The sequence below is a fragment of the Amycolatopsis sp. NBC_00355 genome (assembly GCF_036104975.1).
Taxonomy (GTDB): domain Bacteria; phylum Actinomycetota; class Actinomycetes; order Mycobacteriales; family Pseudonocardiaceae; genus Amycolatopsis.
This window is the reverse complement of record NZ_CP107982.1, coordinates 1,580,957-1,604,990: the sequence shown is the minus strand read 5'-3', so window position 1 is coordinate 1,604,990 and position 24,034 is coordinate 1,580,957. Positions and strand designations below refer to the sequence as shown.

1 protein-coding gene and 1 pseudogene are annotated in these 24,034 nt (G+C 73.5%); both read left to right on the top strand.

What is annotated here, in order from left to right:
• Positions 1-12: 12 nt before the first annotated feature.
• Positions 13-20,049: pseudogene (locus OHS18_RS06235) on the top strand (non-ribosomal peptide synthase/polyketide synthase); the annotation flags it as partial.
• The gene (locus OHS18_RS06230; protein WP_328616280.1) at positions 20,046-24,026 is read left to right on the top strand and encodes a non-ribosomal peptide synthetase; all 3,981 of its coding nucleotides are present in this window, start codon (positions 20,046-20,048) and stop codon (positions 24,024-24,026) included. The pseudogene OHS18_RS06235 and the gene OHS18_RS06230, both read left to right, overlap by 4 nt.
• Positions 24,027-24,034 lie beyond the last annotated feature (8 nt).

Genomic DNA, 24,034 nt, shown 5'->3' with positions numbered 1-24,034 from the left:
GAGCTGATCTACGTGAAGCACGACACCCGGCAGCTGCTGGCGGCCTGGAACGACACCACCACCGACGTCCCGGAGGCGGGCCGCACGCTCACCCGGCTGCTCACCGAGCAGGCGGCCCGCACCCCGGACGCGACGGCGCTGGTCTTCGAGGGCGAAACCCTCACCTACCGCGCCCTCCACGAGCGGGCCAACCGGCTCGCCCACCTCCTGATCGGCCGCGGCGTCGGCCCCGGCGTCCTCACCGGCGTCTGCGTCGACCGCTCCCTCGACCTGGTCGTCGCCCTGCTGGCGGTGCTCAAGGCCGGCGGCGCCTACGTCCCGCTCGACCCGGACTACCCGGCCGACCGGCTGGCCTTCATGGTCGCCGACAGCGCCGCCCCCGTCGTCCTGACCCAGAGCTTCCTCGACGACGCCGACCTCGCCGCGTTCCCGGCCACCGAGCCGGAAACCACGACGACTCCGCAGGATCTCGCCTACGCCATCTACACCTCCGGCTCGACCGGCCGCCCCAAGGGCGTGCTGGTGCCGCACGAGGGGATCGTCAACCGGCTCGCCTGGACGCAGGCCGAGTACGGCCTCACCGCCGCCGACCGCGTGCTGCAGAAGACGCCGTCCAGCTTCGACGTCTCGGTCTGGGAGTTCTTCTGGCCGCTGCTGACCGGCGCCACGCTCGTCGTCGCGCGCCCCGGCGGCCACCGCGACCCCGCCTACCTGGCCCAGCTGATCCGCGCCGAACGCATCACGACCCTGCACTTCGTCCCGTCGATGCTGCAGGCGTTCCTGCTCGACCCGGCCGCGGCCGCCTGCACCGGCCTGCGCCGCGTGCTGTGCAGCGGCGAAGCCCTGCCCGCCGAACTGCAGGCCCGGTTCTTCGACACCCTGCCCGGCGTCGAGCTGCACAACCTCTACGGCCCCACCGAAGCCTCCGTCGACGTCACGTCCTGGGCGTGCCGCGCCGACGGCGGCCCGGTCCCGATCGGCCGGCCCGTGTGGAACACGCAGACTTATGTCTTGGACGCGCAGCTGCGGCCGGTCGCGCCCGGCGACGCCGGTGAGCTGTACCTCGCGGGGATTCAGCTGGCCCGCGGCTACCACCGCCGGCCCGGCCTGACCGCCGAACGGTTCATCGCGAACCCGTTCACGCCGGGGGAGCGGATGTACCGCACCGGCGACCTCGCCCGCTGGACCGACGACGGCGCCCTGCTCTACCTCGGCCGCACCGACCACCAGGTCAAGATCCGCGGCCTGCGCGTCGAGCTGGGCGAGATCGAGTCCGTGCTCGACCGCCAGCCCGGCGTCGGCGGCTCCTGCGTCCTGGCCCGCGAAGACCGCAAAGGCGACCAGCGCCTCGTCGGCTACGTCGTCCCCGACGGCGTCACCCCGGACGTCGAGGCCCTGCGGACCGCCCTGGCCGCGGACCTGCCCGAGTACATGGTGCCCGCCGCGTTCGTCGTGCTCACCGAACTGCCGCTGACCCCGAGCGGCAAGCTCGACCGCAAGGCCCTGCCCGCCCCGGACTGGACCGCGTCCCGCACCGGCCGCGCCCCGCGCACCTCGCGGGAAGCCGCGCTGTGCACGCTGTTCTCCGAGATCCTCGGCGTGGACGGCGTCGGCATCGACGACGGCTTCCTCACCCTCGGCGGGCACTCGCTGCTCGCCGCGAAGCTCGTCTCCGGGATCCGCGCGACGCTGGGCGTCGAGGCCGCGATCGGCGACGTCTTCCGCGCGCCGACCCCCGCCGAGCTGGCCGAACTCCTCGAAACCGCCGCGCCCGCCCGCCTGCCGCTGACCCCGCGCCGGCGTCCCGAGCCGATGCCGCTGTCGTCGGCCCAGCGCCGGTTGTGGTTCCTCGACCAGGCCGACACCTGGAACGCCGGCTACCACGTCCCGCAGGCCGTCCGCCTCGACGGCCCGGTCGACACCGGCGTGCTGCGCCTCGCCGTCGCCGACGTCGTCGCCCGCCACGAAGCCCTCCGCACGGTGTTCGTCAGCCACGGCGACGAGCCCGTGCAGCAGATCCGGCCCGCCGGCGACGTCTCGTGGACGTTCGCGGAGTCCACTGAGGACACGCTCGCCACCGATCTGCGCGCCGCCACCGAAGAGGGCTTCGACCTCGGCCGCGAACTCCCGATCCGCGCCGCCTTGTTCACGCTGACCACGGGCGGGTCGGTGCTGCTGCTGGTCGTGCACCACATCGCCTGCGACGGCTGGTCGATGGCGCCGCTGCTGCGCCAGGTCGGCGAGGCCTACACCGCCCGCACTCGCCACGAAGTCCCGGCGTGGGCACCGCTGCCCGTCCAGTACGCGGACTACACGCTGTGGCAACAGGAACTGCCCGTCGACAACGACCTCGCGTACTGGCGTGACACGCTTGCCGGCCTGCCCGAGGAACTGCCGCTGCCCACCGACCGGCCCCGCCCGCCGGTGGCGAGCCACCGCGGTGGTGTCGTCCCGATGGACGTTCCCGGCGAGGTGCGCGCCAAGCTCACCGAGCTGGCCGCCGAGTCCGGCGCGACGCTGTTCATGGTCCTTCAGGCCGCCTTCGCCGCACTGCTGACCCGCCTCGGCGCCGGCGACGACGTCCCGGTCGGCTCACCGGTCGCCGGGCGGGGTGATGCCGCCCTCGACGACCTGGTCGGGTTCTTCGTCAACACCGTCGTGCTGCGCACCGAGACGAGCGGCGACCCGACGTTCCGCGAGCTGCTCGGCCGGGCCCGCGAGACCTGCCTGGCCGCGTTCGAGCACTCCGAGGTGCCGTTCGACCGGGTCGTCGAGGAGCTGAACCCGGCCCGCTCGCTCGGGCGCCACCCGCTGTTCCAGGTCCTGCTGGTGCTGCAGAACAACCTCGCCGCCGAACTGGACCTGCCCGGGGTGCGTGCGACGGGCGAGCGCGTCGACATCGGCTACGCGAAGTTCGACCTGGCCGCGATCTTCGAGGAACGCGACGGCGAACTGACCGGCCTGCTGGAGTACGCGAGCGATCTGTTCGACCGCGCCACCGCGGCCACGCTGGCCACCCGGCTGCTGCGTGTCCTGGCCACCGTCGCCGCGACGCCGGACGTCCGGATCCGCGACCTCGACCTGCTCGACGCCACCGAGACCGCCCAGGCCGTCGCGGGCGGCATGACGCGGCCCGCCGCCACGAGCGTCACGCTGCATGAGGTTGTCGAAGGCCACGCCCGCCACACGCCCGACCGCACCGCGCTGCTGTTCGAGGACGAGGTCGTCACCTACGCCGAGCTGGACGCCCGCGCCAACGGCGTCGCCGCGCTCCTGACGGACATCCCGGCCGGCCGGATCGTCGCGATCTGCCTCGATCGCGGCCCGGACCTCGTCGCCGCGATCCTCGGCGTGCTCAAGGCCGGCTGCGGCTACACCCTGCTCGACCCGTCGTTCCCCGCCGAACGCCGCCAGCTGCTGGCCGAGCAGGTCGACGCGCCGCTGGTGCTCGACGATCTGTCCACAGTGGTCCCGATCGCGACGGGCCGCGGACTCGCCGTGCCCGTCACCGGCCCGGCCTGCGTCATGTTCACCTCGGGCTCCACCGGCACGCCGAAGGGTGTTGTCGCTTCGCACGAGGCCGTCGCCACGACGATCCTCGGCCAGGGTTACGGCGGTGCCGTCTGGCTGCAGACCGCGCCGATCTCCTGGGACGCCTTCGCGTTCGAGCTGTTCGGCGCGCTGCTCACCGGCGCCGCCTGCGTGCTGCAGCCCGGCCCGAAGCCCGAGCCCGCGCTCATCGCCGACCTGGTCGAGCGCCACGGCGTCACCACGATGTTCGCCTCCGCCAGCCTGCTGAACTTCCTGCTCGACGAGTACCCGGCAGTGTTCACGCAGGTCAGCGACGTCTACACCGGCGGCGAGGTCGCCTCGGTCACGCACATCACCAAGGCCCTGACGGCGTTCCCGGACCTCACGGTCACCAACGCCTACGGCCCGGTCGAGAACATGATCTTCGTCAGCGGCCACCGCGTCACGGCGGCCGACCTCACGGGCGCGCCCATCCCGATCGGCGTGCCGCTGCACGGCAAGCGCGCCTACGTCCTGGACGAGCGGCTGCGGCCCGTCGCGCCCGGCGTCGTCGGCGAGCTGTACGCCGCGGGCGCCGGCATCGCCGACGGCTACGTCGGCCGCCCCGACCTCACCGCCGTCCGGTTCATCGCGAGCCCGTTCGCGGCGGGGGAGCGGATGTACCGCACCGGCGACCTCGTGCGTCGCCGCGCCGACGGCACCCTGGAGTACATCGGCCGCGCCGACGAGCAGGTCAAGATCCGCGGATTCCGCGTCGAACCGGAGGAGATCCGGACCGCGCTCGGCACCCACCCGGCCGTCACCGGATCCGCCGTCGTCGTCCGCGAGGACCGGCCGGGCCAGAAGCTCCTGGTCGCCTACGTCGTCGGCTCGCCGGCCGACTTCCGCGGGTACCTGGCCGAGCGGCTGCCCGAGCACCTCGTGCCGTCGGCGTTCGTGCTGCTGCCCGCACTTCCCTTGACGCCCAACGGAAAGCTCGACCACCGCGCCCTGCCCGCCCCCGAGCGCACGAGCACGCGCCGCGCGCCGCGCACCCCGCGTGAAGAAGTGCTCTGCGGGCTCTTCGCCGACGTCCTCGGCGTCGAAACCGTCGGGGTCGACGACGGGTTCTTCACCCTCGGCGGCCACTCCCTGCTGGCCGCGCGGCTTGTCGCCCGGATCGGTGCGGTGCTGGGTGCCCGGATCGGCGTCGCGGACGTCTTCCGCGCCCCGACCGTGGCCGCGCTGGCCACGGTGCTCGACACCGCCCGCGCCGCCCGCCCGGCCATCACCACCCGCCCGCGCCCGGAGGTGCTGCCGCTCTCGTCGGCGCAGCGCAGCCTGTGGTTCGTCGAGCAGCTCGACGCCGCCGGCGCCGCCTACAACGTGCCGCGGGCCCTGCGCCTGATCGGCCCGCTCGACGTCCCGGCGCTGCGGGCCGCGTTCGCCGACGTCGTCGAGCGCCACGAGTCGCTGCGGACGGTGTTCCCGGACACCGACGGCGTCCCCCGCCAAGAGATCCGGCCGCTCACCGAGCTGCCCTGGGCCGAGGACGTGGCGGACGTCGACGAGTTCGCCTCGCGTGCGTTCGACCTGGCCGCCGACCTGCCGGTGCGGGCCGCGCTGCTGCGCCACGCCGACGAAGACCACGTCCTGGTCATCGTCACCCACCACATCGCGAGCGACGGCTGGTCCCTCGCCCCGCTGCTGCGCGACCTGTCCACTGCCTACGCCGCCCGCGCCACTGGGGAAGCCCCCGGCTGGGCGCCACTGCCGGTGCAGTACGCGGACTTCGCGCTGTGGCAGCAGGACCTGGCCGACGACTCGGCCGACTACTGGGCCGGTGCCCTCGCCGGCCTGCCCGACGAGATCACCCTGCCCTTCGACCACCCGCGCCCGCCGGTCGCGACCCACCGCGGCGCCGCCCTCCCGGTGACCCTGGACGCGGACCTGCACGCCCGCCTCCTCGACGTCGCCCGCGGCGAGCACGCGACGCTGTTCATGGTGCTGCAGGCCGGGTTCGCCGCGCTGCTGTCCCGCCTCGGCGCCGGCGACGACGTCGCGGTCGGCACCCCCTCGGCCGGACGCCCGGACGCCGCGCTCGACGACCTCGTCGGCTTCTTCGTCAACACCCTCGTGCTGCGCACGGACCTCTCCGGCGACCCGAGCTTCACCGAGCTGGTAAGCCGGGTCCGGGAAGCCGCCCTCAGGGCGTTCGACCACGCCGACGTCCCCTTCGAGCGCGTCGTCGAACGCCTCAACCCCGCTCGCTCGACTGCCCGGCACCCGCTGTTCCAGGTGATGCTGGCGCTGCAGAACAACGTCGCGGCCAACCTCGCGCTGCCCGGCACGACCGCGTCGGACGTCCCGGTGGCCACCTCGACCGCGAAGTTCGACCTCACCCTCAACCTGGAGGAGAACACCGCCGCGGCCGGCGCGCCGGCCGGGATCGGCGGCTACCTCGAGTACGCGACCGACCTGGTCGACCCGGGCACCGCGGCCGACCTCGCCGACCGCTTCGTCCGGCTCCTCACGGCCGCCGTCAACGCTCCCGCGGCCCCGCTGTCCACAGTGGACCTGCTGTCCCCGGCGGAAGCCACCGCCCTCACCGCGGCGAACGACGAGACCACCGTGCCGCTGCCGGACACCTCGGTGATCGAGCTGTTCGAAGCCCAGGCCGCCCGCACCCCGGACGCGCCGGCGTTGGAGTTCGGTGCCGCGAAGCTGACCTACGGCGAACTGAACGCCCAGGCCAACGGGCTCGCGCACCACCTCGCCGAGCGGGGCGCCGGACCCGAGCGGTACGTCGCCCTGGCCCTGCCGCGCGACGAGAAGCTGATCGTCGCGATGCTCGCCGTCCTCAAAACCGGCGCCGGTTACCTCGCACTCGACCTCGACTACCCGGCCGACCGGCTCGCCGCGATGCTCGAGGACGCCGACCCGGCCCTGGTGCTCGTGACCGAGGTGGGCGCGGTGCCCGGCGACCCGGCACGCCACGTCCTCCTGACCGACGCGGAGATCGGGACGGCGTGCAACCCCGCGCACCCCGCCTCCCCGGACAGCCCGGCGTACGTGATCTTCACGTCCGGCTCGACCGGCCGTCCCAAAGGTGTCGTCGTCCCGCGCCGGCCGCTGCTGAACTTCCTGCTGGACATGGTCGATCGATTCGGCATCACGCACGGCGACCGCCTGCTCGCCGTCACCACGGTCGGGTTCGACATCGCCGGGCTGGAGATCTTCGCGCCCCTGCTGGCCGGGGCGACCGTCGTGCTCGCCGGCCGCGACACCGTCCGCGACACCCGCGCCCTGGCGACCCTCGCCGAGGACGGCGTCACGATCATGCAGGCCACGCCCAGTCTCTGGCACGCCCTGCTGGCCGAACCCGTCGACCTGACCGCCGTGCACGTCCTCGTCGGCGGCGAAGCCCTGCCCGACGACCTCGCCGTCGCGCTGCGGGCGCGGGCCGCGTCGGTCACCAACATGTACGGCCCCACCGAGACGACCATCTGGTCCACCACCGCCCGCGTCGGCGCGGGCTCGCCGACCATCGGCACCGCGATCGCCAACACCCAGGTCTACGTCCTGGACCGCGCGCTGCGGCCGGTGCCGCCGGGCGTGCCGGGGGAGCTGTACATCGCCGGTGACGGCGTCGTGCGCGGCTACCTCGGCCGTCCGGACCTGACCGCCGACCGGTTCGTCGCCAACCCCTTCGCCACCGGGGAGCGGATGTACCGCACCGGCGACCTGGTCGCCCGCCGCCGCGACGGCGAGATCCGGTTCCTCGGCCGCGTCGACCACCAGGTCAAGATCCGCGGCTTCCGCATCGAGCTGGGCGAGATCGAGGCCGTGCTGGCCACCCACCCCGAGGTCGCGCTGCGCGCCGTCGTCGTCCGGGAGGACCGGCCCGGTGACAAGCGCCTGGTCGCCTACGTCGTGGGCACCGCCGATGTCGAGACGCTCCGCCGGCACGTCGCGGCCGCCCTGCCCGCGTACATGGTGCCCTCGGCGTTCGTGCTGCTCGACGAGCTGCCGCGGACCCCGAACGGCAAGCTCGACCGCAAGGCCCTGCCCGCGCCGGCCGTGGAGACCACCACCGGCCGGGTGCCGCGGACCGCCCGCGAGCACGCGCTGTGTGCATTGTTCGCCGACGTGCTCGGCGTGCCCGAGGTCGGGATCGACGACGGCTTCTTCGACCTGGGCGGGCATTCGCTGCTCGCCACCCGGCTCGCCGGCCGGATCCGGACGACGCTCGGCCTCGACGTCACCGTGCGGGCCCTGTTCGCGAACCCGACCGTGGCGGGGCTGAGCGAAAGCCTCGGTGACGCTGTCGTGGCGCGCCCGGCCATCACCTCGCGGACCCGGCCGGAGCGGCTGCCGCTGGCCCCGGGCCAGGAGCGTCTCTGGTTCCTCGCCCGCCTCGACGCCGACGACACGGCCTACCACATGCCGATCGCCCTGCGCCTGCGCGGCGACGTCGACGCTTCCGCCCTCGCCGCCGCACTGTCCGATGTGGCCGGTCGCCACGAGTCCCTCCGCACCTACTACGCCGAAGACGAGGCCGGCCCGCACCAGGTGATCCTCGACTCTTTCCAGGTCCCGTTCGAGATCGGCACCGGCTCGGTCGCCGACGCCGCGCGCACCCCGTTCGACCTGGCCGCCGCGCCGCCGGTGCGCTCGTGGCTGTTCAGCGAGGGCGGCGAGCACATCCTGCTCGTGCTGACCCACCACATCGCCGGGGACGGCTGGTCGATCCCGGTGTTGCTGCGTGACCTGGCCGACGCCTACGCAGCCCGGCTCGACGGGCGCGCTCCGGAGTGGGTGCCGCTGCCCGTGCAGTACGCGGACTACACGCTGTGGCAACGAGAACTCGACAGCGACGTCGCGTATTGGACGGACGCCCTGGCCGGTCTGCCCGAGGAACTGGCCCTGCCCTACGACCGCGGCCGGCCCGCCACCGCGGACCACGCCGGCGGGGCCGCGGCCGTCACGATCCCGGCCGAGCTGCACGCGCGGCTCCTGGAGCTGGCGGCCGGGCGGCGCGCGACCCTGTTCATGGTGCTGCAGGCCGCCCTCGCCACGCTGCTGGCGCGCTTCGGCGCCGGCGACGACGTCCCGATCGGCACCCCGGTCGCCGGCCGCACCGACCCGGCGCTGGACGATCTGGTCGGGTTCTTCGTCAACACCCTGGTGCTGCGGACCGACGTGAGCGGCGCGCCGGCGTTCACCGAGCTGCTGGACCGCGTCCGGGAAGCCGACCTGAGCGCGTTCGAGCACGACGACGTCCCGTTCGAGCGCCTGGTCGAGGAGCTGAACCCGGCCCGGTCGGCGGCGCGGCACCCGCTGTTCCAGGTGATGCTGGTGCTGCAGCAGGACAGTGCCGCGCCCGAACTGTCCGGTGTGGACGTCGAGCCGTACGAGGTGACCCGCGCGGTGGCCAAGTTCGACCTCACCGCCGCGCTGGAGGAGCACGGCAACGGTGGGGGGATCACCGGCGCCTTCGAGTACGCGACCGCGTTGTTCGACGCCGCCACCGCCGAGCGGCTGGCCGACGCGTTCGTCCGGCTGCTGGAGCAGATCGCCGACGCGCCCACGACCTCGGTCGCGGCGTTCGACGTGCTCACGGCCGCCGACCGCGACCTCGTGCTGGCTTCGGGCAACGCCGTCCAGGTGAGCGCCACGCCCGAGGACTGCCTGCACACCATCGTCGAACGACAGGACTCCGACGCCGTCGCGATCCTGTTCGACGGCTCCGCGATGACGTACGGCGAGCTGAACGCTCGCGCCAACCAGGTCGCCCACCACCTCCTCGACGACGGCGTCCAGCGCGGCGAGGTCGTCGGTGTCCTGCTGGACCGCGGCTTCGACTTCGCCGTCACCGTGCTCGGCGTGCTCAAGTCCGGCGCCGCCTACACCCTGCTCGACCCGAGCTACCCGGCCGAGCGCCTCGCCGCCGTCACCGAGCAGGCCCGCGTGACGCGGATCCTGACGACCGTGCCGAGCCACCCGGACACCACCAACCCGGACGTCGAGCTGACCCCGGCCGACCTGGCGTGTGTCATGTTCACCTCCGGCTCGACCGGCGTGCCCAAGGGTGTCGCGACGTCGCACCGCGGGGTTGTCGCCACGATGGGCCAGGGCTACGCGCCCTTCGACGCCGGTCAGGTGTGGCTCCAGTGCGCGCCGGTGTCGTGGGACGGCTTCGCGCTGCAGCTGTTCGGCGCGCTGCTCTACGGCGGCCGCACGGTCCTGCAGCCCGGCCAGAACCCCGAGCCCGAGAAGATCGCCGCGCTGGTCGTCGAGCACGGCGTCACCGTGCTGCACGCTTCGGCGAGCCTGTTCAACTACCTGCTCGACCAGGAGCCCCAGGTCTTCGGCGTGCTGCGCCGGGCGATGACCGGCGGCGAGCCGGCGTCCGTCGCCCACGTGACCAAGGCGCTGCGCGAGTACCCGGACGTCGCGCTGATCAACGGCTACGGCCCGGCCGAGAGCATGGGCTACACGACGTTCCACCCGATCACCGCCGCCGACCTCGGCGGCCCGGCCATCCCGATCGGCCGCCCGGTCGCGAGCAAGCGCGCCTACGTCCTCGACACGCACCTCGCCCTGGCCGCCCCCGGCGTCACGGGTGAGCTGTACCTCGCGGGCCACGGTCTCGCCGACGGCTACCGCGGCCTGCCCGGCGCGACGGCCGAGCGGTTCGTGGCCGACCCGTTCAACGCCGGCGAGCGGATGTACCGCACCGGCGACCTGGTCCGCTGGAACGCCGAGGGCGTGCTGGAGTACGTCGGCCGCGCCGACGACCAGGTCAAGGTCCGCGGCTTCCGCGTCGAGCCCGGCGAGGTGCAGGCCGTGCTGGCCCGCCACGACGGCGTCGAGCAGGCCGCCGTGATCGTCCGCGACGGCCGGCTCATCGGCTACGTCGTCGGCGACGCCGAACCCGCTGCGCTGCGGGCCTACGTGGGCGAGCGGCTGCCGGACTACCTGGTGCCCTCGGCGATCGTGCCCCTGGCCGAGCTGCCCCGGACGGCCAACGGCAAGCTCGACCGCCGTGCGCTGCCGGCACCGGAGTTCGCGGCGACGTCGTCCCGGCGCCCGCGGACCGTCACCGAGAACGTCCTCTGTGGACTTTTCGCCGAGGTGCTCGGGCTGGCCGAGGTCGGCGTCGACGACGGGTTCTTCGACCTCGGCGGCCACTCGCTGCTGGCCGCCCGGCTGATCGGCCGCGTCCGCGCGGTCCTCGGCGTCGAGCTGGGCATCCGCGACCTGTTCCGGACCCCGGCCGTCGCGGGCCTCGCCGAAGTGCTCGGGGACGCCGCCCCGGCGCGGCCGCCGGTGACCCGCCGCGAGCGTCCCGAACGGCTGCCGCTGTCGTTCGCGCAGCAACGGCTGTGGTTCGTCGACCAGGCCGAGGAAGCCAACGCCGGCTACGACGTCCCCCGTGCCCTGCGGCTGCGTGGCACCCTCGACGTCGCCGCGCTGCGGGCAGCGTTGGCCGATGTCGTCGAGCGGCACGAAGCCCTGCGCACGGTCTTCCCGTCGCACGAGGGCGAGCCGTGGCAGGAGATCCTGACCGCGCCTTCGGTGCCGTGGACGATCACGCAGTCCACCGAGGACGAACTGCCGGGGGTGCTCTCGGCGGCCGCGTCGCACGTCTTCGACCTGCGGACGGAGCTGCCACTGCGGGCCCACCTCGTCGAGATCGCCGCCGACGATCACGTCCTGCTGCTGGTCCTGCACCACATCGCCAGTGACGGCTGGTCCGCCGCGCCGATGCTGCGTGACCTGTCCACGGCCTACGCCGCCCGCGTCACCGGGCAGGCGCCGACGTGGGCGCCGTTGCCGGTCCAGTACGCGGACTACACGCTCTGGCAGCGCGAAGTCCTCGACGAAACCGAGCTGGCCGGGCAAATCGGGTTCTGGCGCGAGACGCTCGCCGGCGCCCCTGAAGAGGTGGCTCTGCCCGCGGACCGGGTGCGCCCGGCTGTCGCGACCCACCGCGGCGGGGCCGTGGACTTCGCGCTCGGCGCCGACGTCCACGCGGCCCTGGCCGACCTGGCCCGGGGCAGCGGAGCGACGCTGTTCATGGCCCTGCAGGCCGGGTTCGCCGCACTGCTGTCGCGGCTCGGCGCCGGGGACGACGTCCCGCTCGGCGCCGTCGTCGCCGGCCGCGGCGACACCGCGCTCGACGACCTGGCCGGGTTCTTCGTCAACACCCTGGTGCTGCGCACCGACGTCTCCGGGCAGCCGACGTTCCGGCAGCTCCTGGACCGCGTCCGCGACACCGGTCTCGCCGCGCTGGCGCACGCCGACGTCCCGTTCGAGCGGGTCGTCGAAGAGCTCAACCCGGCCCGGTCGGCGGCGCGGCACCCGCTGTTCCAGGTGATGCTGGTGCTGCAGAACAACGTCGCCGGCGAACTGCGGCTGCCCGGTCTGTCCGCAGAAGGCGTCGCGGTCCAGCGGGACGTCGCGAAGTTCGACCTGACCGCCGGTATCGAGGAGAACCGCGCCGCCGATGGCACCCCGGGCGGTCTGACCGGCCAGCTGGAGTACGCGGCCGACCTGTTCGACGCCTCGACGGCGGAGTCGATCGCGGCCCGGTTCGCCCGGTTCCTGACGGCCGCCGTGTCCGCTCCGGACGTCCCGGTGACGGCGTTGGACCTGCTCACCGCGGACGAGCGCGCGGCTCTCCTGGCCCAGGGCACGACCACGACGACGGCCCCCGCGATGCGGCTGCACGAGCTGGTCGAGCGGCAGGCCGCGTGGACGCCGGACGCGACCGCGCTCGTCTTCGAAGGCGCGGACGTCACCTACGGCGCCCTCGACACCGAAGCCAACCGCCTCGCCCGGCACCTGATCGCCGAGGGCGTCCGCCACGGCGACCTCGTCGGGGTCCACATCGGACGCGGCCCGCGGCTGGCCGTCGCGCTGCTCGCCGTCCTCAAGGCCGGCGCCGCCTACACCGTGCTCGACCCGGACTTCCCGGCCGAACGCCTGGTCGGGGCGCTGCGCCGGACGTCGGCCGCGCTCGTCCTCACCGACGGACGTGACCTGCCCTGGCGCCGGATCGACGTCGCGGCCGACGCGGCCGCGATCGCCGTCCGCGACGGCGGTGTCCTCGGCCTGCCCGGCAGCCCGGACGACCTCGCCGTCGTCATGTTCACCTCCGGCTCCACCGGCGTGCCCAAGGCCGTCGCGGCCCCGCACCGGGCCGTCGTCGGCACGCTGACCGGCCAGGACTACGCCGGGTTCGGCCCGGACGACGTCTGGCTGCAGTGCGCGCCGGTCTCGTGGGACGCCTTCGGCACCCAGCTGCTCGGCCCGCTGATGGCCGGCGGCAAGGTCGTTCTCCAGCCCGGCCAGCGTCCCGACCCGGCCCTGATCGAGGACCTGGTCGTGGCGCACGACGTCACGGTCCTGGACGTCTCGGCGAGCCTGTTCAACTTCCTGCTCGACGAGCACCCGGCGGTGTTCGAGACGGTCCGCCGCGCGATGACCGGCGGTGAAGCGGCGTCACCCGCGCACCTGGCGAAGGTGCTGCGCCAGTACCCGCAGGTCGCCGTGATCAACGGGTACGGCCCGGCTGAGACCATGGGCTTCAGCACCTTCCACGTGGTGACGGCGGTCGACGGGCCGGTTCCGATCGGGCGGCCGCTCACCGGCAAGCACGCCTACGTCCTCGACGCCCTCCTTCAGCCGGTGCCCACCGGTGTGGCCGGCGAGCTGTACCTGGCCGGCGTCGGCACCGCCCACGGGTACCTCGGGCAGCCCGGCGCCACCGCCGAGCGGTTCGTCGCGAACCCGTTCGGCGCGGGGGAGCGGCTGTACCGCACCGGCGACCTCGCCCGGTGGAACGGCGACGGCGTGCTGGAGTACGCCGGCCGCGCCGACGACCAGGTCAAGATCCGCGGCTTCCGCGTCGAACCCGGCGAAGTCCAGGCCGTGCTGGCCCGGTTCGAAGGCGTCACGCAGGCCGCGGTCGTGGCTCGCGACGGGCTCCTGGTCGCCTACGTCGTCGGCACCGCCGACCCGGCCGCGGTCGCGGAGTACGCCGCCGCGCAGTTGCCGGACCACCTGGTCCCGTCGGCGATCGTGCCCCTGGAAGAACTGCCCCGCACGGCCAACGGCAAGCTCGACCGCCCGGCCCTGCCCGCGCCTCGGCTGGTCAGCACCGGGCACGTCGCGCCCCGGACGTCCACCGAAAGCACGCTGGCCGCGATCTGGGCCGACGTCCTCGGCATCCCCGAACCGGGTGTGGAGGACAACTTCTTCGCCCTCGGTGGACACTCGCTGCTGGCGGCGAAGGTGACCGGCCGGATGCGCACCGAGTTCGGCGTCCGGCTGGGTGTGCGGGCACTGTTCGAAGCGCCCACGATCGCGTCCCTTGCCCGGCTGGTGCCGGAAGCGTCCACAGTGGACTTCGAGCCGATCCTGGCTCGTGACCGCTCCGCTCGTACGCCGCTGTCGCCGGTGCAGCGTGGCCTCTGGTTCGCCGAACGGCTGGCGCCGGGGTCCGCCGAGTACCTGGTCCCGCTGGCCCTGCGGATCGAGGGTGACCTCGACGTCGAGGCGCTCACCGGCGCGCTGTCGGCGCTGGTGGCGCGACACGAGGTGCTGCGCAGCCGGTTCGTCGAAGTCGATGGCGAGCCCGTGCAGGTCGTCGACGCGGTGCGGCCGATGCCGCTCCCGGTCACCGACGTGACCGACGTCGAGGCGTTCGTCCGGTCTCAGGTGGACATTCCGCTCGACATCGAGCACGGTCCGGTGTTCCGGGCCGCGCTCGGCCGGGTGTCGGCCACCGACCACGTGCTCGTCCTGTGCTTGCACCACATCGTCGCCGACGGCTGGTCCATGGGCGTCCTGGCCGCCGAGCTGCGCGACCACTACGCCGGGATCCGCCCGGCCACGCTGCCGGTGCAGTTCGGCGACGTCGCCGCGTGGCAGGCCGCCGCGTCCGACGAAGCCGGGCTCGCCTTCTGGCGGGAGGCTCTCGACGGGATGCCGCACGTCGCGGAACTGCCCGCCGATCGCCCGCGGCCTCTCGTGCGGGACATCGCTGGCGCCAAGACGCCGGTGCACGTGCCCGCGGAGGTCGTCGGCAAGCTGGCGACACTGGGTGCCGGGCACGGCGCGAGCCTCTTCATGACCGTGCTGGCCGCGTTCGAGGTGCTCATCGGCCGCTACACGGCCATGCGGGACTTCGCGATCGGCACCCCGGTGTCCGGCCGCAGCCACCCGCAGACCGAGCCGCTGGTCGGGCACTTCGTCAACACCGTGCCGCTGCGCGCGGACCTGACCGGCGACCCGGCCTTCACCGAGCTGCTGACCCGCGTCCGCACCGGCACGCTGGCCGCGTTCGACCACGACGACGTCCCCTTCGACCGGATCGTCGAACTGCTGCGCCCGCAGCGCGACCTCACCCGCACCCCGCTGGTGCAGATCGTGTTCGCGCTGCAGAACAACGACGAAGCCGGGTGGGCCCTACCCGGTCTGGACGTCGAGCGGCTGGCCGTCGACACCCGGGTCAGCAAGTTCGACCTCGAACTCGCCCTCGCCCAGGACGCCGACGGCGCGCTGACCGGCATCTTCGAGTACCCGACGGCCCTGTTCGACACGACGACGATCGAGCGACTGGCCGGCCACTTCACGACGCTCCTGCAGCGGATCGCCGACGCGCCCGAGACCCCGGTCGGCGAGCTGGACCTCCTCAGCACCACCGAACGTGAGCACCTGATCAACGGCGTCAACAACACGGAAGTCGCCTACGACGAGGACGTCTGCCTGCACCAGCTCATCACCGCGCAAGCCCGCAAGACGCCAGATGCGACAGCCGTCGAGTACCTGGACGAGCACATCGACTACGCCGAGCTGGAACGCCGGGCCGGAGTTCTCGCCGCCCGGCTGGCCGAGCGCGGTGTCGGCCCGGACGTCCCGGTCGGGCTGCGGATGGACCGCTCGATCGACCTGATCGTCGGCCTGGTCGCGATCCTCAAGGCCGGCGGCGCGTTCGTCCCGATCGAGACCGACGCCCCCGAACCGCGCGTCCTCGGCATCCTCGGCGACGCCCACTCACCGGTCTGCCTGGTCAACGCCGGAGCGCCGACGCCGGAAAGCAGCGAGGTCACCTTCCTCGAAGTGTCCGGTTTGGACGGAGAAGGGCCCGAACTGGTCGACACCACCCACCCGGACAACCTGGTCTCGATCTACTACACCTCCGGCTCCACCGGGAAGCCGAAGGGCGTCGCCAGCACCCACCGCGGTTGGGTCAACCGGCTGCGCTGGCACCAGGACACCTACCGCCTCCAGCCGGGCGAGGGCGTCCTGCAGAAGACGACCCTGGTGTTCGACGACGCGGCCGTGGAATGCCTGTGGCCGCTCATCGTCGGCGGCCGGGTCGCGCTGATCCCGCCGGGCCTGCACCGCGACCCGGCCGCGATCCTGGCCGGCGCCGTCAAGCACCAGGTGTCGAACCTGCAGTTCGTGCCCAGCATGCTGACGCTCTTCCTGGAGCAGCTGACCCCGGCCGACCGCGCGGCCCTCAAGCCGCTGCGCAACGTCATCACCAGCGGCGAGGCGCTCCAGCCGGAGCTGCTGAAGCTGTTCTTCGACCGGCTGGGCGAGAACGCGACCCTGCACAACCAGTGGGGCGCCACCGAGGTGTCGATCGACTCGACCATGCGCGAGTGCCTCCGGTCCGACCTCGACGGCGCGGGCTCGGTGAGCGTCGGCTCGCCGATCGCGAACAACCAGATCCACGTCCTCGACGAGCACTTCCGGCCGGTCCCGGTCGGCGTCCCCGGTGACCTGTTCATCGGCGGTGTCGGCCTGGCGCGCGGTTACCTCGGCAACCCGGGCAAGACGGCGGCGGCGTTCCTGGCCAGCCCGTTCGTCCCCGGCGAGCGGCTCTACCGCACCGGCGACCGCGGCCTGCGCACCCCCGACGGCGCGTTGACCTTCCTCGGCCGGCAAGACTCGCAGGTCAAGATCCGCGGCATCCGCGTCGAGCCCGGCGAGGTCGAGCAGGTGCTCCTGGAGCTGCCGGGTGTCCGGGAGGCGGCCGTGACGGTGTGGCAGCCGTCGCCGGGGGACAAGCGCCTCGCCGGGTACGTCACCGCGCAGGCCGGCGTCACGCTCACCGAGGCCGAGGTCCGTGAGCAGCTGCGCGAACGGCTGCCCGTCTACCTCGTGCCGACGGCGCTGAGCGTGCTGCCGGAGTTCCCGACCACCACCAGCGGCAAGATCGACCGCAAGGCGCTGCCCGCGCCGGCCGCGGCCGGCGCGGAGTACCGGGCCCCGGAAGGGCCGGTCGCGGAGCTGGTCGCCGAGGTGCTGCAGAGCGTGCTCGGCGTCGAGCGGGTCGGCGCGGACGACAACTTCTTCGACCTGGGCGGGCACTCCCTGCTGGGCGTGCGGGTGGTCGCCGAGCTGCGCAAGCGGCTCTCGGCCGACATCCCGATCCGGCTGATCTTCGACTCGCCCACGGTCGCGGAACTCGCCGACGCCGTCACCCGCGCCACCCACCGCGAGTTCCAGGCCATCCCGAAGCGGCCGGCCGGCCCCGCGCCCCTCGCGGGGGTGCAGGTCGGCATGTGGCTGGCCGACCGGATGGCGCCGTCGAGCGCGGAATACCTGGTGCCCAACGCCGTCGGGCTGCGCGGCACCCTGGACGTCGACGCGCTCGCCGCCGCCCTGACGAAGCTGGTCGAGCGGCACGAGATCCTGCGGACCCGGTTCGTGGAGCTGGACGGCGAGCCCAAGCAGGTCGTCGACCCGGCCGGGCCGGTCCCACTGCCGGTCACCGACATCGACGAGGTGGCGCAGGTCCTGGAGGCGCGGCCCATCGACCTCGCCACCGGGCCGGTGTTCTCGGCGGCGCTCGGACGCCTGGCCGAGCACGACCACGTGCTGGTGTTGTCGGCGCACCACATCGTGCTCGACGGCTGGTCCGAAGGCATCCTCGCCGAGGAACTGCGCGACCTCTACGCAGGCGTCGACCTGGCGCCGCTGCCGGTGCAGTACGCCGACGTCGCGACCTGGTCCCAGCCCACCGAAGCGGACGTCGAGTTCTGGCGGACGCAGCTCGCCGGCGTGCCCCAGGTCGTGCAGCTGCCTGCCGACCGGCCCCGGCCGGCGGTGCGCGACCCGCGGGGCGCGCGGTACGAGTTCAGCGTCCCGGCGGAGCTGGCCACCCGGCTCGGCGAGCTGGGCGCGGAAGCCCGGGCCAGCCTGTTCATGACGCTGCTCGCCGGATTCCAGGTCCTCGTCTCCCGCCACACCGGACTGCGCGAGTTCGCGATCGGCAGCCCGGTCGCCGGCCGCGACCACCCGGACACCGAGCGGCTGATCGGCCAGTTCGTCAACACGCTCGCCCTGCGCGCGGACCTGACGGGCTCGCCCGGTTTCACCGAGCTCGTGGAGCGCGTCCGCGAGACGGCGCTGAACTCCTTCAGCCACCAGGAAGTCCCGTTCGACCGGGTCGTCGCCGAACTCCGGCCCGAGCGTGACCCCAGCCGCAACCCTTTGGTGCAGCTGATGTTCGCGCTGCAGACGGTCTCCGAAGGCGGCTGGGAACTCGGCGACCTCGACTGCGAGCCCCTCGGCATCGAGACGGGCGCGGCCAAGTTCGACCTCGCCATGGTGCTGCGCGAGCAGCCCACCGGCGCGGTCGACGGCGTCCTCGAATACCCCGTCGCGCTCTTCGACGAGGAGACGGTCGCCGCGTTCGCCGAGCGCTACGTCCGGCTGCTGACCGGGTTCGCCGCCGATCCGCGGCGCCCGGTGGACCGCATCGCGATGCTCGACGCGGCCGAGGTCACCCCGCTCGACGGCACCGCCCCCGGCGGGACGTTCGCGGGGCTGGTCGAAGCTCAGGTGCGACGTGATCCGGACGCCCCGGCCGTGCTGGCCGGACCGGACTCGCTGACCTACGGCGAACTGGACAAGGCGGCCAACCGCGTGGCCCGCGTCCTGCGGGCTCGCGGTGCCGCGCCGGAGACGGTGGTCGCGCTGCTGCTGCCGCGTTCGGCCGACCTGGTCGTCGCGCAGCTCGCGGTCGTCAAGACCGGAGCCGCGTTCCTGCCGGTCGACCCGAGCTACCCGGAGGAGCGCATCCGCTACATGCTCGACGACGCCGACCCGGTGCTCACCCTCCGGGAGCTGCCGGAGTCCACAATGGACGACAGCCCGCTGGACGTCGGGGTCGAGCCGGAGAACGCGGCGTACGTGATCTACACGTCGGGCTCCACCGGACGGCCGAAGGGCGTCGTCGTCAGCCACGCCGGCCTCGGCACGCTGGTGGCCAACACCGTCGACGCCTACCAGGTCGGCCCCGGCGACCGGGTCCTGCAGTACGTGTCACCCAGCTTCGACGCCTCGGTCCTCGAACTCTGCGCCTCCCTGATGACCGGAGCCGCGCTGGTCGTCACCCCGCCGGGGCCGCTGCTGGGGGACCAGCTGCGGGACGTCCTCGCCGAAGGGCGCGTCACTCACGCGCTGATCCCGCCCGCGGCACTGGCCACAGTGGAGGACCCGGATCTGCCGGACTTCCGCACGGTCGTCGTCGGCGGCGACGTCTGCCCGCCCGAGCTGGTCGCGAAGTGGGCGCCGGGCCGTCGGATGCTGAACATGTACGGCCCGACCGAAGCCACGGTCGTCTCGACGGTCAGCGAACCCCTGGTGCCGGGACAGCAGGTGACCATCGGCGGTGCGCTCAAGCACACCCAGGCGTACGTGCTGGACGACCGGCTCCAGCCGGTGCCACCAGGCGTCGCGGGCGAGCTGTACGTCGCCGGCCCGGGTCTGGCCCGCGGGTACTTCGGGCGTCCGGGGCTCACCGCGAGCAGGTTCGTCGCCAACCCGGCCGGAGGGCGGATGTACCGCACCGGCGACCTGGTCCGCCGCACCCGCGCCGGGAATCTCGAGTTCCTGGGCCGGACCGACGACCAGGTCAAGATCCGCGGCTTCCGCATCGAACTCGGTGAAGTCGAGTCCGCGCTGCGGGCCCACCCGGCGCTCACCGCGGCGGTCGTGCTCGCCAAGCCGGACCCGGCCGGGCAGAAACGCCTGGTCGCGTACGTCGTCGGCGACATCACAGCAGCCGATCTGCGCACTGACCTGGTCCAACGGCTGCCGGAGCACCTGGTGCCGTCCGCGTTCGTCGTGCTCGACGTCATGCCGGTCAACGCCAGCGGCAAGCTCGACCGGGCCGCGCTGCCCGAACCGGCCGAGGAGACGGCGGACTACGTCGCCCCCAGCAGTCCCGAGGAGCAGCTGATCGCCGACATCTGGGCCGAGGTGCTCGGCGTGCCCCGCGTCGGGCTCGGCGACGACTTCTTCGCACTGGGCGGGCACTCCGTGCTCGCCGCCAAGGTCCGCATGCGGCTGCAGGCCGCGTTCGGGGTGGACCTGTCCCTGCCCGTGCTCTTCCAGACCACCACGGTCACCGCGCTCGCCGCGGTGGTCCACACCGAGATCGAGGCCGAGCTCGCCGGCATGTCCGAGCAGGAGCTTCTCGACTCCCTCTCCGAGGAGGCCAGCGCATGACCACGTTCGACACCCGCACGGACGCCGGAGGCGACACCGATCGCGCCGCCCGGCTGCGGGCCGCGGTGCTCGCCCGGCGGCTGCGCGGCCGGGCCACCGCGCCGGTCCGCACCTTCGGCCGCGCCGACCGCGACGTCCCGCTGCCGCTCTCGGCCGGCCAGCAGCGGCTGTGGTTCCTCGACCGCCTCGACCCGGACAGCGCCGAGTACGCCGTGCCGCTCCTGCTCCGCCTGGACGGCGACCTCGACGTCGACGCCCTGCAGCGCGCCCTCGACGCCCTGGTGGCGCGCCACGAGATCCTGCGCACGACCTACGTCGCCGAGGACAACAAGCCGCGTCAGGTCATCGGCGCCCCGGCCCCGGTCGAGCTGCCGGTGGTCGAGGGCGACGTCGACGCCGTACTGGCGGAGTACGTGAGCCGCCCGTTCGACCTCGCCGCCGGCCCGGTGTTCCGGGCGATGCTGGTCCGTGAGACGCCCCGACGGCACGTGCTGGCGCTCAACGTCCACCACATCGCCTGCGACGGCTGGTCCCTGCCGGTCCTGCTCGACGACCTGCGCAAGCTCTACACCGGTGCCGAGCTGCCGCCGATCGAACTGTCCTATGCGGACTTCGCCGTCTGGGAACAGTCCCGGCCGGACGTCCACGAAGTGGCACTGGCCTACTGGAAGGACCGGCTCGCCGGCCTGGAGACCCTCGAACTTCCCGCGGACCGCCCGCGCCCGGCCACTCGCGACCACCACGGCGCGTCGGTCCGGTTCACCATCCCGGCGCCGGCGGCGGTAGCCGTGATCGACCAGGGCAAAGCGGTCGGTGCGACGCCGTTCGTGACGCTGCTCGCCGCCGCGTACGTCGTGCTGGGCCGGCACACCGGCCGTGAGGACATCGCCGTCGGCACTCCCGTCGCCGGCCGTTCGCGGGCCGAGCTGGAGCACATGGTCGGGTTCTTCGTGAACACCGTCGTCGCCCGCGGCGACCTCTCCGGCGACCCGGACTTCGCGACGCTGGCCGAGCGCGTCAAGGTGGCGCGGCTGGCCGACCAGTCCCACGAGGACCTGCCCTTCGAACGCCTCGTCCAGGAACTGGCCCCGGAACGCGACCTCGCGCACACCCCGGTCGTCCAGGTGATGTTCGCCGTCTACGACGCCTCCGAAGGCGAAGGCGCGCTGGGCGACCTCACGGTGTCCTCCGTGGACCAGGAGTCGTCGACGGCGAAGTTCGACCTGATGATCTCCTTCGTCCGCCAGGCCGACGGCTCCGTGGCCGGCGTGCTGGAGTACGCGACGGCGCTGTTCGACCAGGTCCGGATGGCGCGGATGGGCGAGCACTTCGTCCGCCTCTTCACCGAGCTGGCCGCCCGCCCCGCCGCCCGACTGTCCGAAGTCGACATCCTCGGTGCCGACGAGCGCACGCTGCTCCTGGACACCTGGAACGCCACCGCCGAGCCCTATCTGCGCGGCACGCTGCACGGCCGGATCGCCGACCAGGCCCTTTCCAACCCGGACGCGATCGCCGTCCGGTGCGGCGCCGTCGAGCTGACCTACGCCGAGTTGGAGACCCGCGCGACCCGGCTGGCCCAGCGCCTGCGCGCCCAGGGCGTCGGCGTCGAAACCCCGGTCGGCGTGCTCTGCGAACGCGGGCCGCTGCTGCTGCCGGTGCTGCTGGCCATCCTCAAGACCGGCGGCCACTACATCCCGCTCGACCCGGCCTACCCGCAGGACCGCAAGGAGTACATGCTCCGCCAGGCCGGCGCCCGCGTGCTCGTCACCACCCGCCGGTACGCCGACGAGAACCTCGGCGACGTCGTCGTCTTCGCGGACGAGGCCGTGGCCGACGACCCGGCGCCGTGGGCCGACCCGGTCGTCGACCCGGAAAACCTCGCCTACGTCATCTACACCTCCGGCTCCACCGGCCGCCCCAAGGGCGTGATGATCAGCCACCGCGGGGTGCTGCACTACCTCGACTGGTGCCGCCAGGCCTACCGCGCCGACGAGGGCGACGGCGCGCCCGTGCACTCCTCGCTCGCCTTCGACCTCACCGTCACCGGGCTGTTCCTGCCGCTGCTGTGCGGCACGACGGTGACGCTGGTGCCGGAGGACGAGCACCCGGTCGCGGGGCTCGCGGACGTGCTGTCCAGCGGCCGGAAGTTCAGCTTCGTCAAGCTCACCCCGGCCCACCTCGAACCGCTGCGCCGCTGTCTGGAGCCCGGGGCGGCGGCCGCGGCCGCGCACCTGGTCGTCGGCGGCGAGCAGCTCACCGCCGAGGCACTGGAGTTCTGGCGCGAGAACGCACCCGAAGTCATCGTGGCCAACGAGTACGGCCACACCGAGACGTCGGTGGCCAACGTGATCAACCTGCTGCCCGCCGCCGAATGCGTCACCACGCCGATCTCGGTTGGGCGGCCGATCTGGAACACCGAGGTCTACCTGCTCGACGAGCACCTGCGCCCGGTCCCGGTCGGCGTCACCGGCGAGCTGTACGCCGGCGGCGCCGGGGTCGCCCGCGGCTTCGCCGGCAGCCCGGGCCTGACCGCGGCCAAGTACGTGCCCAACCCGTTCGGCCCCGGCCGCCTCTACCGCAGCGGGGACCTGGCCCGGTACCTGCCGGACGGGCGGCTGGAGTTCGTCGGCCGCACCGACCACCAGGTCAAGGTCCGCGGCTACCGCATCGAGCTGGGGGAGATCGAGGCCGCGCTGGTCGGCGGCCCCGGCGTCACCGAAGCGGTCGCCGTGGTCCGCGCCGGCGCCCTCGCCGGCTACGTCGCACCGTCCACAGTGGATGCCGATGCGTTGCGGGCCCACCTGGCCGAGCGGCTGCCGGAGTACATGGTGCCGTCGACCCTGACCACTTTGGACACTTTGCCGCTTACTTCGAACGGCAAGATCGACCGCGTCGCCCTGCCCGCACCGGACACCAAGCCGGTCTCGACGTCCGGCGTCCTGCCGCGCGACGAGCTGGAGATGGCCCTGGCCAAGCTCTGGGAAGACCTGCTGGGACGCCGCGTCGGGGTCACCGACGGCTTCTTCGAGGTCGGCGGCCACTCGCTGCTCGCGGTGGTGCTGGTCGACCGGATCAAGGCCGAGCTGGGCGCCACCGTCGGACTGGCCGAGGTGTTCCGCGCGCCGACCGTCCGGGCGCTGGCCGACCACATCCGCGCCGGGGACAGCGGCGGGGGACTGGTCGTCCCGCTCTCGCCGGGACGCGCCGGTGTCGCGCCGCTGTTCCTGCTGCCGCCCACCGCGGGCAGCCCGTTCCCCTACCTGCAGCTGGTCGCCGAGCTGGACCCGGCGCTGCCGGTGTTCGGCCTGCAGGCCCCCGGCTTCGCACCCGGCGAAGACCCGGTCCACACCATCGAGGAACTGGCCGCGGCGTTCGTCGCCGACCTCCTGCCGGTCGCCGGGGACCGGCCGATCCGGCTCGCCGGCTGGTCGCAGGGCGGGTCGGTGGCCTTCGAAATGGCCGCGCAGCTGGAAGCCGCGGGCCGCGCGGTCGAGCACCTGTGCGTCATCGACGCGACCGTCCTCGGCGTCGACGACTACGGCAACCCCCTGCCCGACATCGACACCAGCGACCCGCTGGCCTGGTTCGGCGAGGCCGTCCTGAAACTCGCACCCGGGGCGGCCGACACGCTGGACGAGATGCTCGCCGAGGCCCGCGACCGCGGCATGGTCTCCGAAGTCGCGGGCAACGCCGTCGTCGAGCAGATGGCCCGGGTCTACCTGGCCGGCAAGGACGCGGTCGAGGCCTACCGCTGCCGCGCGGTCGTCGACACCGGCATCCACCTCATCACCTCCACCGGCACCCACCCGGTGAAGGGCCGCCCGGAGGTGCGCCCGGAGAGCTGGCGCGCCCGCACGCGCGGCGAGCTCACGGTGACGCCGGTTCCGGGCCACCACTGGGACATGGTCGAACCGCCGCACGTGGCGGAGCTGGCGCGGGCCGTGCTGGCCGGGCTGGCCGTGACCGCCGACGAGTGAAGGAGAAC

Excerpts from the sequence above, each read along its gene's own strand:
- OHS18_RS06230 (WP_328616280.1), top strand. The coding sequence starts at position 20,046 with ATGACCACGTTCGACACCCGCACGGACGCCGGAGGCGACACCGATCGC.